This is a genomic window from Streptomyces turgidiscabies Car8, from assembly GCF_000331005.1.
Taxonomy (GTDB): domain Bacteria; phylum Actinomycetota; class Actinomycetes; order Streptomycetales; family Streptomycetaceae; genus Streptomyces; species Streptomyces turgidiscabies.
In genome coordinates this window covers 385265-402535 of sequence record NZ_AEJB01000361.1, presented here as the reverse complement: position 1 = coordinate 402535, position 17271 = coordinate 385265, and the positions used below count along the sequence as shown (strand labels likewise).

The 17271-nt window shown below is 69.0% G+C and carries 15 protein-coding genes and 1 pseudogene; 5 read left to right on the top strand and 11 right to left on the bottom strand.

What is annotated here, in order from left to right; translation table 11 throughout:
* Nucleotides 1-28: 28 nt before the first annotated feature.
* Nucleotides 29-1603: an NUDIX hydrolase gene (locus STRTUCAR8_RS54495; protein WP_063748535.1), complete on the bottom strand. Its 1575-nt coding sequence runs from the start codon at nt 1601-1603 to the stop codon at nt 29-31.
* Nucleotides 1604-1893: 290 nt separating this feature from the next.
* A complete protein-coding gene (locus tag STRTUCAR8_RS25855) occupies nt 1894-2706 on the bottom strand; it encodes a protein-L-isoaspartate O-methyltransferase family protein (protein WP_006379125.1) in 813 nt (270 codons plus the stop codon).
* Between the two features lie 6 nt (nt 2707-2712).
* Here STRTUCAR8_RS25855 and STRTUCAR8_RS25850 point away from each other — a divergent pair, with 6 nt between their 5' ends.
* Nucleotides 2713-3609, top strand: a complete 897-nt coding sequence (locus tag STRTUCAR8_RS25850) for an IS982 family transposase (RefSeq protein WP_006378631.1) — start codon at nt 2713-2715, stop codon at nt 3607-3609.
* Between the two features lie 12 nt (nt 3610-3621).
* On the opposite strand, the gene STRTUCAR8_RS25845 is transcribed toward STRTUCAR8_RS25850, so the two are convergent.
* The 3 genes from STRTUCAR8_RS25845 to STRTUCAR8_RS25835 form a co-directional block, all read right to left on the bottom strand.
* Nucleotides 3622-4029, bottom strand: a complete 408-nt coding sequence (locus STRTUCAR8_RS25845; RefSeq protein ID WP_006378881.1) for a hypothetical protein — start codon at nt 4027-4029, stop codon at nt 3622-3624.
* 89 nt (nt 4030-4118) lie between these two features.
* A complete protein-coding gene (locus STRTUCAR8_RS25840; RefSeq protein ID WP_006378706.1) occupies nt 4119-5375 on the bottom strand; it encodes an MFS transporter in 1257 nt (418 codons plus the stop codon).
* Between the two features lie 148 nt (nt 5376-5523).
* Entirely contained in the window at nt 5524-6405 is an 882-nt protein-coding gene (locus tag STRTUCAR8_RS25835; RefSeq protein ID WP_006379045.1) for an aminoglycoside phosphotransferase family protein, read from the bottom strand.
* Nucleotides 6406-7441: 1036 nt separating this feature from the next.
* Between STRTUCAR8_RS25835 and STRTUCAR8_RS25830 the strand changes: the two genes are divergently transcribed.
* Together STRTUCAR8_RS25830 and STRTUCAR8_RS25825 are read left to right on the top strand one after the other, a co-directional pair.
* Nucleotides 7442-7651, top strand: a complete 210-nt coding sequence (locus STRTUCAR8_RS25830; RefSeq protein WP_006379082.1) for a hypothetical protein — start codon at nt 7442-7444, stop codon at nt 7649-7651.
* 155 nt (nt 7652-7806) lie between these two features.
* A pseudogene (locus STRTUCAR8_RS25825) lies at nt 7807-8138 on the top strand (transposase); the annotation flags it as partial.
* A 99-nt stretch (nt 8139-8237) separates the two neighbouring features.
* Here STRTUCAR8_RS25825 and STRTUCAR8_RS52740 read toward each other — a convergent pair.
* The 6 genes from STRTUCAR8_RS52740 to STRTUCAR8_RS25790 all read right to left on the bottom strand — a co-directional run bounded on the left by STRTUCAR8_RS52740 (nt 8238) and on the right by STRTUCAR8_RS25790 (nt 15502).
* Nucleotides 8238-8972 (bottom strand): SAVMC3_10250 family protein, encoded by a 735-nt coding sequence (locus STRTUCAR8_RS52740; RefSeq protein ID WP_006379285.1) that lies wholly within the window; start codon nt 8970-8972, stop codon nt 8238-8240.
* Nucleotides 8973-9141: 169 nt separating this feature from the next.
* Nucleotides 9142-10518, bottom strand: a complete 1377-nt coding sequence (locus STRTUCAR8_RS25815; protein WP_044472826.1) for an IS1380 family transposase — start codon at nt 10516-10518, stop codon at nt 9142-9144.
* Nucleotides 10519-10640: 122 nt separating this feature from the next.
* A complete protein-coding gene (locus tag STRTUCAR8_RS25810; protein ID WP_158697457.1) occupies nt 10641-11066 on the bottom strand; it encodes a TraR/DksA family transcriptional regulator in 426 nt (141 codons plus the stop codon).
* Between the two features lie 1089 nt (nt 11067-12155).
* Complete coding sequence (locus STRTUCAR8_RS25800; RefSeq protein WP_006374406.1) at nt 12156-14228, bottom strand: recombinase family protein; 2073 nt, start codon at nt 14226-14228, stop codon at nt 12156-12158.
* A 332-nt stretch (nt 14229-14560) separates the two neighbouring features.
* On the bottom strand, nt 14561-15052 hold the full coding sequence (locus tag STRTUCAR8_RS25795) for a helix-turn-helix domain-containing protein (protein ID WP_006374402.1): 492 nt from the start codon (nt 15050-15052) through the stop codon (nt 14561-14563).
* 174 nt (nt 15053-15226) lie between these two features.
* On the bottom strand, nt 15227-15502 hold the full coding sequence (locus STRTUCAR8_RS25790) for a DUF5372 family protein (RefSeq protein ID WP_006374419.1): 276 nt from the start codon (nt 15500-15502) through the stop codon (nt 15227-15229).
* Nucleotides 15503-15534: 32 nt separating this feature from the next.
* Between STRTUCAR8_RS25790 and STRTUCAR8_RS25785 the strand changes: the two genes are divergently transcribed.
* Both STRTUCAR8_RS25785 and istB read left to right on the top strand, forming a co-directional pair.
* Nucleotides 15535-16458, top strand: a complete 924-nt coding sequence (locus STRTUCAR8_RS25785) for a Mu transposase domain-containing protein (RefSeq protein ID WP_006379063.1) — start codon at nt 15535-15537, stop codon at nt 16456-16458.
* Nucleotides 16455-17261, top strand: coding sequence for an IS21-like element helper ATPase IstB (gene istB / locus STRTUCAR8_RS25780; protein ID WP_006379012.1), 807 nt, complete (start codon nt 16455-16457; stop codon nt 17259-17261). The genes STRTUCAR8_RS25785 and istB overlap by 4 nt, the downstream gene beginning before the upstream one ends.
* Nucleotides 17262-17271: the final 10 nt, after the last annotated feature.

Here is a 17271-nt window from a genome sequence, read left to right as displayed (position 1 = left end):
TCGCTGTGCTGCTCGGGTTCGGCGCCGGTCAGGTCGTCCCGTGGGCGGGTGCGCGAACTGGGGACGGGGTCCGGGTCATCCGCATGAGGGCGGGGTCGCTCTTGAAACCGAGCGCGGCGTACAGCGGGGCGGAGTCGTCGGACGCGTGCAGCTCGTAGAGCGTCACGCCGTCGCCTTCCAGGTGCGCGAGCAGCGCGGTCAAGGCGGCCTTGGTATAGCCCCGGCGGCGGAAGCCGGGAACGGTGGCGACGGCCTGGATCCGCGCGGCCAGCCCCTTGGGGTACCGGGGGGCGGGGAGCACGGCGTCGATCAGGGCGAGAGCACAGGCCGCGAGCCCTCCCTCCGGGGCGTCGACGACGTAGGCCCGGGCGTCCCCGCCCGGGACAAGGCGCGCGGCGAGGTGGTCGCGGCAGATGACCAGCCAGTCCTCGTCCAGCGGTTCGGAGAGGATGAGTTCGGACCTCAGGCGGGCGATCTCGCTCGCGTCGGCAGGAACCGCGAGTCGAGGCATCGCTCCCGTGCGGGACCCCGCCACCGGTGCCTTCGCCGCGCCGAGGCCGCCGACCGGATGAGTGCCCTGCTCCGTGGCGTCCCGCTGTTCGGCCCGGTCGTTGTGGCCACGAACGGCGGCGCGCTGCGCTGCATGCCGGAACACCAGGTCGCGCGTCCCCGGACTCAGCCGCAGCCGGTGCAGCATCTCGGGCGGGAACCAGCGCAGCAGGACACCCTCAGTGAGACGCAGACGGTCGACGTCGCCATTCCAGTGGCCGGCGAAAACCGCGATGGGGACGCACAGCCCGTCGGTGCCGGTGGCCATCTCCACGGCGAAGAGCTCCAGGACCGGGACGACAAGATCGGGAAGTTCCTCACCGAGCTCGCGCCGGACGGTGTCCTCCAACGTTGCGTCCTGAGGCTCACTGCCGCCGCCAGGCAACGCGAACGAGCCAGGCTCCCAAATATGCGGATAATTGTCGCGCAAATGCAGCAGGTACCGTCCTGCATCGTCGAAAATCATCGCCGAGGCGTTCACCGGCTCCGGCCGTCCGTCGAGCCCCGAATCAACCAGCTTGGCGCGCAACGCCGGGGAGCTGACCTCGTCGAAGGGGCGCCAGTGGACTGCCTCGACCTGATCTTGGTTCAGGGCGATGTCGGCATGGTCGTGGGCCAGGTAGAAGGCGAACCGAACGTCGTAGTGCCGCTGCGCCGCCACCCCCTTGTCCGGACGAGTGCCGGTGTCGCGGACGTCGATGTCGATGGGGACGCCCAGGAGCTGCGGGGTGAGGCACAGGTCGCCGGGCTTGATCCCGGACACCTCGCCCACCTCGCGCAGCGCCGCGGTGAGCAAGGTGTGATCCCCTGGCCCGGGCGTTCCGCCGGGGACCAGGAAAAGGCCGCTCGCCTTGTGAAGGACGTGCAGCACGCGACGGTCGCGGTCGATCACCACGGCACTGCACGTGACGTGTGCGGGCATCGTCGCACGGCTCGTCGGATCCTCCACTCCTTCGATAGCCGTCAACAGCGGTGCCACGACGGCGAGTTCGGTGGGGTGGCGCACCAGATACGTCCGTACGAGGGCGCTCATGTCGGATCGGGCGGGCGGCATGTCAGCGCCTCTCGAAGGTCGGGGAGCAGATGTCGGCGTGCAGTTGGGCGTACGAGGTGGCGGTGGGGATCACTCGGCTACCTCCTCGGGTCGGGGCTGTCGGCCCGCCGGTGTGCAGGATGAACAGGGCGGTGTAGTTGCCGCTGGTCCCGCTGCTGGAGGCGGACCGTCGGAGTCTGCGGCGCGCGAGCGGTCACCGTTCTTCCTCGACACCTGTGGAGTCGGCACTGCGAAGCGACCAGGAGAGACCTGCGATGCCGGCTCCGGCGCTGACCCACTGGTGGTGGTCATCATCGAGGTGGAGGCGGTAGACGGACGGTTCGCCTGCGGCCCTCCAGCGAGCGGCAACGTTCTGGATCTCCCCCCCAGATATCCCGGGGTCCGTACGCCGTCACAGCCCAGCCACCTGTTGCGTCGGGGCGGGCCGCGAGCCAGGAGCCGCAGGCTGGGGCGCCGATCACGAGATGGTCGGCGTCCCAGTTCCGGACGAGGCCCGGGCGCAGGAAGGCGAGCGCGAGCCACAAGCCGCGGGCGTCGTCCTCCGGCGGGGCCTGGCGGCTTCGGGTATTGCGACCATGGGTGCCGGTCTCGATCCGGTCCCGGAACTCCCGGGAGATATGGATCCGTTCGAACCCGTGGCCGGGACGGTGCCCGAGTTCCACCGGGCGCAACTCGCCCTCCACCAGGCCCCGGGGGGATCTGGTGATCACCGCGAGTCCGGGCCAGGACGGCGAGGTGCTGCTGACGTTGACCAGGGCCCGCCCGCCCGGGGCGAGCTGCTCCATCCACGCCGACGGAACCCGCGGCACCGCGTAGGAGACGAACACCCTGTCGTACGGGCCGCGTTGCGGCCAGCCCGCCTCTCCGGCCCCGGTCACCACCGTCGGCTGGTAGCCGAGGTCGTTGAGACGGGACCGGGCGGCGGTGGTGATATGCCGGTCACGATCGAGCGTGACGACACCGGCGTCACCGCAGATCCGGCAGGCGACGGCCGCGGTCATGCCGGCGCCGGTGCCGATGTCCAGGACCCGGTGGCCCGGTCGTAGCCCTAGATGAGTAGTTCCGATTGTGGGGTTCTCAGATGAGGGGAGGGTGTCCAACATCGGGTTGTGACGACCGATTTAGACACCCTCTTGACGGCACTGTACGTGCATGTCGATGACCATTTGAAGACCCCGCGATGGCGTGGGCGGCCGCCTCTGCTGACCGACGCGGAACTGGTGACTCTGGCCGTGGCCCAGGCGATCCTGGGCTTTCACTACGAGGCCCGCTGGCTCCGCTTCGCCCACGCACATCTGCACGGACTGTTCCCCTACCTGCCCCAGCGCCCGGCCTACAACAAACGCCTGCGGGCTGCTCTGCCCCTGGTCAAACGGGCCATCCGTTCCCTGGCGGCGGACACCGACCTGTGGCTCGACCCCCTGTGGATCGTGGACTCCACCCCGGTCGAATGCGCCCGCTCCCGCGAGACCGTACGCCGCTCCGACCTCGCCGGCTGGGCGAACTACGGCTACTGCCACTCCCACTCACGTTTCTACTGGGGCCTGAAACTGCACCTGGTGTGCACCCCGGCCGGCCTGCCCGTCACCTGGGCCCTGGCCGACCCCAAGATCGACGAACGGCAGGTCCTGGCAGCGCTCATCGACGACGACCCGGACCTGGCCGCCACCCGGCCCGGCCTGCTGATCCTGGCCGACAAGGGCTACATCGCCGCCGAACTCGACCGCTTCCTCGCCGCCCGCGGCATCCAGCTGCTGCGACCCTCCTACCGCAACCGCGGCACCCCGCACCCGGCCGAACCCCTGCTCAAGACGGTCCGCCAGCTGATCGAGTCGGTCAACGACACCCTCAAGGGTCAACTCGACCTCGAACAGCACGGCGGACGCACCATCGACGGCGTCGGCGTCCGGGTGGCCCAGCGAATCCTCGCCATGACCTGCGCAATCTGGCACAACCGCGCCATCGGCGCACCCATCACCAGGTCACTGATCGCCTACGACCACTGAGCCACATCGGAACTACTCATCTAGTTCCTCCAGGAGGTTCGCGGTCATGCCGACCGTGCTGGCCATCGACGTCATCGGCCCGCCCGTCCGGGGACCGGGCAGGCGGTCTACGAGAGGTTCACCGGCGTGCTGGATCGCCACGCCGTCTCCGCTGTAGAGGACGCCCAGCAGTTCCTCGCGGTCCGCCTCATTGGCCCACTCCAGGAGATCCCAGCGCGGCGGCTTCTCGTCCGGCCGGCTGCGTCGGACGTACGCCTGTGGCATCAACTCCTCGCGGGGCAGGGCGAGGAGCGCCTCGCGGACCGGGCCGGGGTGCAGGTCACCGGCTTTCTCCAGCCGCTCGACCATCGCCGCCCTGGCAGCGGCGGAGGCGTCCGTGGAGGGTCGGGCGATGGCGGAGGGCAGTGCGTGATCGGACACCGGTTCAGGCCTCCTGATGATCGGGACGGGCAGGGAGAACGGTGCGGGCCTTCGGGCGGTACGACGGCACCGGTTGGGCGGGGTGTGGTTCAGCAGGCTGTGGGCGAAGGGGCTGGTTCTGGTGCACGCGGCATGGTGGTCAGCCGGCGCACCGGCGAGTACCAGAGGACCGCGACCGGAACGAAGAGCACGAGGGTGCCCGCGTACAAGGCGGCGGACACCGAGCCCCATGAGGCGAGCGCGCCGGCCGCCGCGGACGCGAACGGTCTGCTGCCGGACACCAGCCAGGTGGAGGTCTGCTGGGCTCGGCCCTGGAGTTCCGGCGGGCAGATTTGCTGCCGTAGTGAGCGCTGCGTCGTCCCGGCACACGCCGCGGAAGCCATCTGTATGGCGCCGGCGACCGCGAGCACCGCCAGCCAGTCGATACCTGGGGAGGCGAGGAGCAGCGGCACGGACATGGAGGGGCAGATGATGAACGCGCACACCAGCACTCGGCCTGGGCCCCACCGGCGCACGATCCGCGGTGCGTTGATCGCGCCTGCCAGGCCGCCGATTCCGGAGGCGCCCATGACCACGCCGAGTCCGACCGGGCCGGCGTGCAGGGTGGTCAGCATCCGGTAGGCCCAGAACGTCTGGATCATCCCGCTGCCGACTCCGGTCAAGGCCAGGCTCAGCACGAGGGGACGCACCAACGGGGTGCGGGCCACATAGGAAAGACCCTCCACGATCTCGCCCGTCATCCGCCGTCTCTTCGGCACGTTGCGCAGTGGGAGCGGGATGGGCCGAATCCGGCTCGCGCACCACGCGCTGACCAGGTAGGAGGCGGCGTCCAGGAGGAAGGCGCGCGCGGCGCCGAGGAGGGCGACGATGGCCGTGCCCGCGTACGTGCCGAGGGTGTCGGCCGCGCTGAAGGCGGCACCGACCCGGGAGTTGGCCGCCGGCAGATCGTCGGCAGCGACCAGTTGGGGGACGATGGCGATGGCCGCCGCCTGATGGATCACGTTCGACGCCCCCAGCGTCAGCGCCACCCCGTACAGCAGGGTGACGGACAGCTGTCCTGCGGCCGCGGCCGCGGGGATGGTCGCTACCACGACCGCGGCCACGAGATCGGTACCCACCAGCAAGCGCTTCTTGGCGTGCCGGTCGACGACGGCCCCGGCGGGCAGGGCCAGCAGGAACGTGGGGAGTTGGGCGAAGAGCGCGAGGGCCGCGATCTGGTCGGGACCAGCGTGCAGTTCCAGTACGGCCAGCGTGGGCAAGGCGACGGCGTGCGCCGATGTGCCCAGGAGGCTGGATGCCTCGCCCGACAGGTACGCGGTGAATGACCGATGTCCCTTCAGCGACATGACACACCTCGCGCCGATCGCGTGCTCCGGTTCGGACAAGACAGCGAGCGGGGGAGACGGGGGATACGACCGGCACCACCTGGCGAGCGCGAAAGAGGTGTTCGTCGAACGGCGAGGATCGAGCAGGGGCGAGGGACACGGTCGGGCGTCACGCGTATGCCCCCATCAGCCGGTCCAGAGCCCGTCGGCCACGGGCAGCGACCTGCAGATCGCCCTGTCCGGGCGCCCACCCCAGACAGCTCACAGCATCCAGCGCGGACAGGCAGGTCAGCGCGTGCTCCTCCTGCGCACTCAACTCGCGGCCGAAGCCACGGAAGAACGCCGGGCGCAGACCGGGCTCCTCGGACCACGCCCCGCAATACATGGCGACCAGGTCCTGGACAACGGCTCCGAACCGGGCCCGCTCGAAGTCCACCCAGGCCGTACGGCGGCCCGACCACAACATGTTCCTCTCCCACGCGTCGCCATGGAGAAAGCCCAGCAGCACCGGGCCGAGCACGAGCAGTTCCCCGGCCAGGCGCAGGACGAGCCGCCGTTCGGCACCGCTCACCCGGTCGCCGGCAGCCGCCAGGTGCTTCTCCGCTCCGTGCGCCGTACGACGCAGCGCCTCCTCGGCCTCCGTACGGTGCTCGCCTCGCAACTCACCAGCCTGGTGAAGCCGGGCGAGGAGGACTCCCGCCTGCCGGTAGGCCTCATGTCTCACGGCCGGGGGCACATCCAGCTCGGCGAGCGGCCGGCCGGGGATCGCCGTCAGCAGAAGGCCCAGGTGTTGCGCGCTCGACTCGATCAACTGGGGTGCGGAGCCCTGGCCGAGAGCCGGAACCGCGTGCCGGTAGGCGAAGGACTCCCGCCGGTAGGCCACCGGACCCGACGCAGCCTTCAGGAAGACATCGAGACGCCCGCCGAGCTCCAGATGCCACACGCGGGAGCCGGGCCGCGGATGTGAGACATCCCGTACGGCGGTGATCGGACCGACCTGGCGTCGTGCCCAGGCCCGGAGACCCGGGGGAGGGGGAGCGGCGTCGGTCATGCATCCCACCTCGACGACAGGCGTGCTGCGGATGCGAAGGCGCGGCGGGCGTCAACAGGACGCCGCAGGGCAGCGGACTGACCCACCTGGACAGGCGCCTCGAGATGTTCGAACGCGGGACGAAGGGCGGCGAGCACGGGCATGGGATTCACGGGTCCTCCTTGGAGACGGAAAGTGGGCACAGCAACCGGACAACGTGCCTGCTCATGGAACCGACACGGGCAACAGCGGGCGATGTTTCGAAGTTGAGTTCGACTGCGAGCTGGTCGGTCAGGGCGCGTCGGCATTGCGGCCCGCCCAGCGTCAGTTCGATTCAGTCGTCAGTGTCGGGAGGCAGCACAGTCAAGAGCAGTTGCCGTGGGCGGCCGATGACGCGTCCGGTACGTGCGCCGGCCGTGGACTGGTATGAACGCGAACGCGGTGGCCGCAGCCATGGGCCAGCTGCCGGATCTGCCGGGGAGCCGGTGGTGCGCGGCACGCCGTCTCAGCGAAGCGGTGGTAGCGATCCCCTGCGCGCAGATACCAAGAACTCGTCGTTGTCGCGGTGGTCGTCAACTGGATCCTCCGGATCTGCGGTGCCGTGCTCGGGGGATAGGGCTGCTGTCCAGACGGCAGCGAGGCGCGGGTTGGGGGGTGCGGAAGGAACCTTCGGTCACGGCACTGACATTCGGTGGGGTCCGGGGCTGTGATCCGGACAATCCGAGCGGCCGTTTGACGACGGGCAGACAGTGGCGCTGTGGCCCGATGACCTGGGAAGAATCCAGAAGAAAGGATTCTCGAACTAGGCTGCGGCACCGCGAAGTTGAGCGCTGACCAAGATGGCTTGAACTGCCCGAGACGGGGTGTCGCCCAGCACGCCGACCGGGATGGCGGACCCCTGAATTGGCACGTCGGCGGCTAGCATCAGCACCTTCGAGAACGGACGTCGATGTGGGTGATGTTGGTGCAATCCGTGCTTCGTTGGGACGACGCGCCTGCATGCCGTCGCGCGGCCGTGAACGGACGGCGGCTATCGGGGAGTTGACGAAGGAGCACTGTGGGCATTCCCGCGTCGCACATTCAGGGTGTTGTGACGGCCTACCTGTGTCGGCACCCCGAGGAACGGTCATCCGAGGATGGCGTCGATCTCGGTGATGCGAGCGGTGAGGCACTTGCGCCCGGCGCGGAGGGCTTAGTGGTCCGGTCCGTCCTCGTCGACGATCTCAAGGCCGCCACAGTCGGTTTCCTTGGCAAGTCAGCGTGTTGAAGGAGAACCTCGCCCCGCGACGTTCAGTACCTGACGCCGTCGGGGATCTTGAGCGGGCACCGTGTTGGGGGATCACCAGCGTTGTTGAGGCCTGCCTCGCTGGGGGGTCTGCTGCCTGACACCGGGCCTGGGCGAGCGTCACGCTTCCGGGAGGACTGTTCGAACTCGCTGACGCGTTGCTGTGTGCGGACGGGCCGGTGAGGACGCCGATGGATCTGACGCTGGTGGCCGAGCACCGGCGCGGGCACGGCGCCTGTACGACGCGCTGAACCGCGGGAACATCGACGTGCCCCGGCTGCGGCGGGTGCTGTCTGGCCTGCGCATGCCACAGGCCGCCGACGGAAGCCTGGTCCTCGCCGTCGACGTCAGCACCTGGCTCGGCTTCGACGCCCCGACTAGCGCGGAGCGTCTCTTCTGCCACGTCTACGGCAGCAGCGGGCGGACCTCGGATCAGTTCATCCCCGGCTGGCCGTACTCGTTCGTCGCGAACCGGCGACCTGCCATCCGCTCGACGTAGGCAAGATCGCGAAGCGACCGGAAGGCATCACCGAACGAAACCGGATCGGACCATAAAGAAAAGCTCAGCTCATTCGGGTAGGTCGTGTGCGTATTCGACGTAAAGAGGTGTGGCCACCACGGTTGCCTGCGCCGGAGGCTGATCATGAGAGGGCTTCGTGCTGGCTGCCAGCGTGACGCGCGCGTACCCGCGCACCCAAGCAGCGCTCTCGGGGCTTCGGTCACTCGCGCGCATGATCTTGCCGATGGCATAGTGACTTGACCTTGCGACGTCAGTCTCGTCCTCCGGCCGGGCGTGCATCAAGTACTGCATCTGGATGACCGCCAAGCGAAGGGCACTGCCGTGAAATCCTATGTTTCGCGGGTCAAGATCGGCTGTAGGCACATCAGAAAGTAGGTGATTGGCCGCACCATGAAGAAGTAGCCGGAAGCCGTGAGGGCCCAATTCATCGCCACGAGCCGACGAAGCCTCCAGGAACAGGACGGTGTCCCGAGCGACGACGATATTGCACGGGGCTTCGAAGTACACCCAGCGTCCCGCTCTGGCATCGGGATCTCCGTACCACAGGGCTCGTTCCTCAATGTGCTTGATCACGTCTGAGAGCTGGTCGGCCTTCCTCGGTTCAGTTCCGCTTTCCGCCAGCCCGACTTCCACACCACCAGCACCTGCTGGCGCCTCCAGCCGGAAGTTCGTGACCCGACGGCCGAACCGCGTCCAACGGCGTCCTGCTGGCACGAACTGGCGCAGCTTCGCATCCGACAGGTAAATCAATTCCTGCATCCAGTAGCCCCAATCAAGTGACACGATCCTAACCTCGATCTTTCGTGACGGTCTGCCGACGGAGTCGGCGGGCCGTTTCGCGTTCTGTGGCCATTGGCGGGCAGGCCGGTGGCCCGACTGACGTGTCGGGTGGGCGTGGAGTTCCACTGCTCCGGAGACGTGGTGCTGCTCGCAGGGACGGAAAAACTACTGGTCAGACTGGGTTGGGCAGATGGTCGAGCCGTCCGAGGGCGCTGGTGACGACATGGGCCCAGGGCCAGTGGTGAGCGAGGCGGAGGATCCGGCGGCGGCCGGTGGTGACGAGCTGTCCGGCCGAGCTGAACAAGCGGAGCCGCAGGCGGCGGGGCTCCCAGAGCCGGGCCTGGTCGTTCAGCGCAAGCATCGGCATCCAGGCCAGCAGGTCGAGTGCGATCTGGACGATCTCCAGCCAGACCCTGTTCTGCGCGGTGTCGTGCAGGGGCAGGTTCCGCAGGCCGGTCGCGCGGGCAGCCCGGACGCGGTCCTCGGCCCGTGCCCGCAGGCGGTGGCGGAGTTCGAGCTCGGCGATGGGCCGGCCGGTGGTGTTGGTGGCGAAGCACGTGATCCGCATGCCGTCGGCATCCGTGATCCTCAACTGGGCGCCTGGGTGCGGTCGTTCCTTCCGGACGATCAGCCGCATGCCCTTCGGCCAGCCGTCGAGCATGCCGCCGGTGAGTTCGGCGACCCAGGCCCCGTCGCGGATCTCTCCGTCCGGCTCTACGGCCGGCGTCCATGCCGCGAGCGGCACTGTGAGTACGGCCTGGTGGATTGCGTCGGTGATGGTCATGCCGACCGAATACGACAGCCACCGCCCGCGTTTCGCGAGCCAGGCCACGAACTCGTGGGTGCCGCCCGCGGAGTCCGTGCGGATCAGCGTCCGGCGCCCGCGCCGATAGGACTTGGGCAGCTGGGCCAGGGCCAGTTGGGTGGTCGTGATGTGATCGGCGGCGGTGTTGCTGCCAGCGTTGCCGGGCCGCAGCAGGGCGGCCACCGGCTCACCGGACCCGCCCGTGCCGTGGTCGACGAAGCCCATCAGCGGGTGATGGCCGAAGGTCTTCTTCCAGGTCGCAGCCGCGTCTTCCTTGTCGGAGTGCGCGATCACCAAAACGCCGTCCAGGTCCACGGTCACAGAACCGGTCGCATCCGGCGCCGACGTGTCAGCCAACTTCCATACATGTTGGCGCACTTGGGAGCGGGCACTGCGGATCGCGTTCAGGGCGCGTTGGCCGCCCGCTGCGAGCGTGTCGATCAGCCGGGAGACTGTCGGGTCCGAGGCCACCGGCCCGAACACGGCCGGCTCGGCCCGCAGCATGCCGATGTCGGCCAGGCAGTCGCCACCGAGGGCGACCGCGAGCGCCACGTCCAGCAGGATCTTGCCGGGATCGTGCACCGCCCGCGGCTTGCGCCAGGGCGCCAGAGCCGCAGATATCGCAGTATCCAGGCCCGTCTTGCGGACCGTCTCCACCAGCAGCACGGCCCCGGCCTGCGAGACCACTCCACGACCGCTGCCCTCGACGCGGACACGCGGGTACGACCCGATACGCTTCTTCACCTGAGAAGTGCTTCTTTCCACGGCACGATCTGGACCCTCGACAAGTCCTATCGTTCCAGGTCAGGAGCACTTCTCGCGTTCGTGATCAAGTCTCGGACAGACCACCTCGTGAAAGCGCGAGGTTAACAGGAGGCCGGCTGGTCCGGGTGAGCAACCGATGGCTCGGTGGCGCGCGGACGAGCGTGGCAGGTGTCGCACAGGGCGAGAATCCAGGTGCGGTGCTGGTCGCCGTGGAAGCGGGGCCGGCCAGGCTGGCCGCACTGTTCGCAGGTCTTCTCGGATGCGATTTCGGCTGCGTCGATAAGGGCTCCGGACCGGTCGGCGAAGTCTCCGTCGAACTCTCCGGATGCGTCGAAGCGGTCGCCGAGGTGGATGCGGAGTCCGCCGAGGCGGCTGGTGAGGGAGTCGAGTTGGTAGTCCGGAGCGAGAGTCGCGAGGTCCCAGTGCAGGCGCTGGAGCAGAGAACGCCAGCCGGGTCCCACGTCGGACAGCCGCGCTGGGATCTGCCGCTCTGCTTCGGTGCCGCCGCTCGTGGTCCGTCTGCTCATGGTGCCCACCATGCCGCACGCCACTGACAGCGCCTTCGCCGTGAGCTGTGGCTCTGGAAAATCTGACCTGGGGTGGGTGTGCTTGGGCCGTCGTGGAGGCAGTGCCGGCTGCGGGCTCCTGGGGAACCTGCGGGATCTTGGCCCCGGGAAGTGGTCCCATTCGCTAGTGGCTTTGTAGGTGAGAGTTGAGGCCAGTAGTAGGTCAGTTCTGACTCCAGTGGTGTCGGTGGACAGATGATGTCGGTGAGTTCTGACTCCACTTGAGGGCTTGTGGTGGGAGTATCGGGGTGCATCGGCTAGCGCTGGGTGGCTCAAGTGCCCGTTTCGAAGGTCGAGTTGTACGCGGCGATACGCCATGACGCTCGGGCCGAAGGGCTGTCCAGCAGGGCTTTGTCGGCGAAGTACGGGGTGGGCCGCAGGACGGTGGCGCTGGCGCTGGAGTCGGTGTGGCCGGCGCCGCGCAAGCAGCTTCCGCCCCGGATCTCGCGCCTGGACGCGTTCAAGGCGACGATCGACCAGATCCTGCGGGAGGACCTGGACGCGCCGCGCAAGCAGCGGCACACCGTCAAACGGGTCTTCGACCGGCTGATCGACGAGCACGACGCCCGGGGCATCACGTATTCGATGGTCCGCGCCTACATCGCCCTGCGCCGTCCGGAGATCCGAGTGGAGGAGGGCCGCGGTCCTCCGCAGGCGTTCGTGCCGCAGACCCACCGCCCCGGCGACGAGGCGGAGGTCGACTTCGGGGACGTGTGGATCCACCTGGACGGGGTGCCCACCAAGGTGTTCCTGTTCTCGCTGCGGCTGTCGTTCAGCGGGAAGGCCGTGCACAAGATCTTCGCTTCGTGCGGGCAGGAAGCATTCCTGGAAGGCCACGTCCACGCACTTCAGGTGCTGGGCGGCGTGCCGCGCGGCAAGGTCCGCTACGACAACTTGCGGGCCGCGGTCAGCCAGGTTCTGGGCCGCACCCGGGGCCGGGTGGAAAGCGACCGCTGGACGGCGTTCCGCTCGCACTTCTCGATCAACAGCTTCTACTGCAATCCCGGCATCGAGGGCGCCCACGAGAAACCTGTGTCATCACACTGCACCTCATCGGGTCGTTGCGGAGTGTTCGGGGTCCAGGACGTGTCGGCGTGGCCGGCCGATGACGGGCCGGACCAGGTTGGGGCCGGGCAGGGGGTAGAGGTACTCGCCCTTGTCGTTGGCCAGGACGCCGGTGATGATGCCGTCGCGGCGCCAGTGCTTGACGGTCTGGAAGTGGACGCCGAGGTGGCGGGCGAGTTCGGAGACGGTCAGCATCCCGGCGTCGAGCAGGCGTTGGCGGTGGCTGCGTAGCTGGTAGGCGTTGCGCAGGTGGACGATCATGCCGCGGGTGAAGGGTCGGCCCATGCCGCTGGGCAGGCCGCGCTCGTTGAGGATGTCGGCGCTCTGGGCGTCGGTGTGCTCTTCGAGGAGTTCGTCGAGGGCTGTGACGACAGTGGGGTCGGTCTGGCGAAGTTCCCAGGCGGTCAGCGGGCGGGGCAGGGTGAGCTGGTGGCTCTGGCCGCCGCGCAGGACGACACCGACGGTGATGTGGTCGGTCTTGGTGAGGGTGACGTCGGTGACCAGGAGCCGGAGCATGCGCTTGCGTTCCCGCATCGGGGTGGCCGGGTCGTTCCAGAGCCGGGGGAAGTCGGCGGCCAGCGCGGTGATCTTTGCGCGGGTCTCGGGCGAGAGCGGGCCAATGGCGGTGTTCTTCGCGTGCTCGTACTCGTCGGTGGCATCGGCGAGTTCGCGTAAGGCGTCGTTCCAGTCGGCTTCGAGTGTGTCGGCGACCAGCCGGTTGGCGGGATCGACGGCCAGGTAGCGGCGCCTGGCGAGGTCGGCGCGGTAGCGGGCGCGTTCGACGCAGGATGCGCGGAGCCGGTCGGCTTCCTCGGCGCGGGCGGCCAGCTCATCACTCACCCGCAGGGCGACTTCGAGGGTGAGCGGGGTGAGGGTGGTCAGCAGCAGCTCGCCGACGGCGGCGTCGATCTGGTCGCCGACCATGGTCTGGCAGATCGGGGCCGCGTTGCGGATCCCTTCGAACTGGCAGAGGTAGATCGGTTTTCCGGTGCCTTTGTAGTGCTGGTAGCGCACGGTCATCCGGCGGCCGCACTTGCCGCAGGAGACCATGCCCTGCAGCAGCGCGGTGCCTTCCCGCGGTGGGGAGGCTTTGCGGTCGGTGCCGTGGGCGGCGGCGAGTTCCGCGAGCCGGGTCTGGTTGGCCTCGAACTCCGGCCAGGTCAGGTAGCCCGGATGGGCATCGGTGATCAGCACCGTCCACTCCTCGCGCGGCAGGACGTGGCTGATGGTCTTGCCGCCCGGACCGCGGCGTTGATGTCGGCGTCCGTAGAAGAACGCGCCGGCATAGCGCGGGTTGTGCAGGATCTGCAGGACCCGGTGGTGCTGCAGGATGCCCCAGGTCAGCTCGTCCTTGTTCGGGCCGGTGCGGATCCGGCGGGGGAACTTCAGGCCCTCGTCGGCGAACGTCTTGACGACGGCATAGGCGGAGCCGGTCGCGGCGAACGTGGCCAGCAGATGCCGGATGGCCTGCTGGATGGAGGCGTCCGGGTCCAGCACCACCCGCTCGGCGTGGTCATAGACGAGGCCAACGGGCAGCGGCTGGACCAGCTCTCCGCGCCTCGCTTTGGACAGTACTCCGCCTCGAAGGCGGGCCTTGAGCAGGTGCAACTCCGCTTCTGACATGGTCCCCTTGAGGCCGAGGAGCAACCTGTCGTTGAAGTTCCCGGGGTCATAGAGGCCGTCTTCGTCCAGGATCAGCGTGCCGGCCAGCGCGCAGATCTCCAGCAACCGGTGCCAGTCGGTGTTGTTGCGGGCGAGGCGGGACACTTCCAGGCCGAGGACGATCCCGGCGTGTCCCATGCCGACCTCGGCGACCAGCCGCTGAAAGCCGTCCCGGCCCTCGGCGGAAGCGCCGGACTGTCCCTGGTCAGTGTCGATCACGACGATCTGGGAATGTTCCCAGCCCAGCGCGACGGCCCGGCCCCGCAGGGCGTACTGCCGCTGGGTGGACTCGGTGTTGTTGATTACCTGTTTGAGGGTGGACTGCCGGATATAGAGGTAGGCGTCACGCTGCAGATGTTCGCGGGTCACCTTGCCCGCCGCGGCCGTCGCGTCCATGGATGCCGTCCGCTCCTCGTGCTTCTCGTGTCGTTCGTTGCGTGCGTTCTTCGGGCGGGTGGAGATGTGCCAGGGCCATCGCGGCCAGGACCCGGACGAGTTCGTCGCCGTCGCGGGCCAAGCCGGCCGGCGCCTGCCTCTCGTGGCCGGGTCGGCCCCGAGGCTCGGGCAGGGACCGCCAGGCCGCGGCCCAGGCGGCCATGCCCTTGCCGACGAGCACGCCCCAGCCCAGCCGCCAGCCGCCGCCCGTGCCGTCGGCCGCCGCGGTCCGCAGTTCCTCATAACGGGCTGTGGCCGCTGCGGCGTCCGCGGGTCCCGTAGTCGCAGGGCTGTCAGCTGCAGCTTTTGGAGGACTCCTGAGTGCGTGCGGCCGCGCGTCGGGCCAGGGCCCGCTCGATGGAGCGCGGGTGGACACTCAGGCCGTACTCGCCGGCGACGGCGACGGCCAGGTCCCCCGAGCGCAGAGACGGCTCGGCGGCCAGCCGTGTTTCGACGTACTCCATCACTTCGTCGGTGAGTTTGCGCGGCCCCTTCGGGCCGGGCTTGCCCGGCACCAGCGCGGCCGGACCGCCCGCGTCGAGTGCGGCCACGGCGTCGTAGTAGACCTGCCGGGAGAACCCGAACTCCCGCACCGCCCGGGCCGCAGGCACCTTGTCCACCCGCACCCGGCGCACCATCTCGTACTTCACCTGCACCAGATCCCGCGGATCGCAGAACGGCGAGGCGGTGAACACCACATCGACCACGGCCTCCGGCCGCGGGTTCAGCGTCCGCGTCGCCCTCAGCGCGTCCTCTTTCGGATCGCTCGTCGCGTTGCCGGCCATGCCGCCTCCCTTGCTCGCCTGCTGCCTCAAGAATTGCGTCGCGGCCGACCACAGCCAAGAGCGCACAGAGGCACCGGATCACGTATCTGTGCAGGCCAGTTGGTATGGCGTGCGCTGTCTCGCTCACCGTGCGCCGGACACGCCCCCACCACTGCGGCGTGAATCCCAAGGCAGTCACGGCGTCATCTCCTGGGCACTCGCACCGCGGCCGTCGAGATGGTCGATCAGGTCGGACAGGGCAAGAAGATCCTCGGTGCGGAACGGGCTGCGGCCCGCCGCGAGGACGACGAAGGGGTCCTCGCCGCCCGCATCGGTCCACGCCGTCGGCGCGGACAGCACCTCTCCCGCCTCGTCGCGGAAGTACACGCGGTCCTCGCCCCAGTTCTTGCGCCGCACGACGAACGCGTACGACCGGCCGTGCCACGGATGGAACGGGTGCGTGACCGTCACAAGTCGCTCCGCACCATGCGGATCAGGAGCATTTGACGGTTCGGGATAAAGGTGGCGTCGAGGGGCAGATCGGCTGGTTCCGCAGGAACCACCTGGTCCCCGTCCCGAAAGTCGCCTCGCTGGCCGAGCTGAACGCGATGGTGGAGCGCTGGGACAGGGAGGACGACGCCCGCCGGATCATGCAGCGGGCGCTGACCATCGGTGAGATGTTCGCCGTCGAGCGCCCGCTGCTGGTGGCGCTGCCGGAGGAGGAGTTCGAGACCGGGCTGGTGTCCTCGCTGCGGGTGAACCGCTATGGCCAGGTCAGCGTGCGCACCAACCACTACTCGGTACCCGTGCGGTTGATCGGCCGGATGGTGCGGGTCGTGCTGCACGCCTCCGAGCTGGTGGTCTACGACGCGCACAAGGAAGTCGCCCGGCACGAGCGGCTGATCGCCAAGGGCGGTGCCCGCCTGGAGCTGGACCACTACCTGGAGGCGCTGGTCCGCAAGCCCGGCGCGCTGCCCGGGGCGACCGCGCTGGACCAGGCACGCTCGGCGGGCAAGTTCACCCCGGTCCACGACGCGTGGTGGCAGGCGGCCTGCAAGGCCCACGGCGACGCGGAGGGCACCCGGGCGCTCATCTCCGTCCTGCTGCTGCACCGGCACATGGTCCACGAGCACGTGGTGGCCGGGATCGCGACCGCGCTGCGGGCCGGCGCGCTGACCGCCGACGCGGTCGCGTTGGAGGCCCGCAAGTGGGGCGAGGCCGACCAGGGCGCCGACCAGCCGGCCGACCAGGACATCCCACCGCGCCGGGTGGACGGCGGGGCGACGGTGACCTCGCTGACCGAGCGGCGCCTGGCCGCGCTGCCGCCCGACCCCAGGCCGCTGCCGTCGGTGGCCGCCTACGACCAGTTGCTGCGATTCCGCCGGCGTCCCGCCGACGGCCAGGCATACCAGGAAGAGGCACCGTGACCGCCAAGCGCAACCGCGGACTGACCGAACAGGCCGCCGACACCGCCGTGGACCAGGCATGCCGGATGCTCCGGCTGCCCACCATCCGCACCCAGTACCCCGAACTCGCCGAAGCCGCCGGCCGCGACCAGATGACCTATCGCGGATTCCTGGCCGAACTGCTGCTGTCCGAATGCGACGACCGGGCCCGCAGGCGTTCCGAACGCCGGATCAAGGCGGCCGGATTTCCGCGCGAGAAGTCGATCCGGCAGTTCGACTTCGACGCCAACCCCGTCATCGACCCGGCAGCCATCCACACCCTCGCCAAGTGCGACTGGGTCAAGAAGGGCCTGCCGCTGTGTCTGATCGGCGACAGCGGGACCGGGAAGTCGCACCTGCTCATCGCGCTGGGCACCGAGGCGGCGATGCACGAGTACCGGGTGAAGTACGTGCTGGCCACCAAGCTCGTCAACGAGTTGGTGGAGGCCGCGGACGAGAAGCTGCTGGCCAAGACCATCGCCCGCTACGGCCGCGTCGACCTCCTTTGTATTGACGAATTGGGCTATATGGAACTTGACCGCCGCGGGGCGGAGCTGCTGTTCCAGGTTTTGACAGAGCGTGAGGAAAAGAATTCTGTGGCGATCGCCTCCAATGAATCCTTTGGAGGGTGGACCAAAACCTTTACGGATCCACGGCTGTGCGCGGCCATAGTGGACCGGTTGACGTTCGGCGGGAACATCATCGAGACCGGCACCGACTCCTACAGGCTGGCCGCGACCCGCGCCCGCGCCGCACAGCAGGCCGCCGCGGTCGCCGCGGGCTGACGAAGACGGC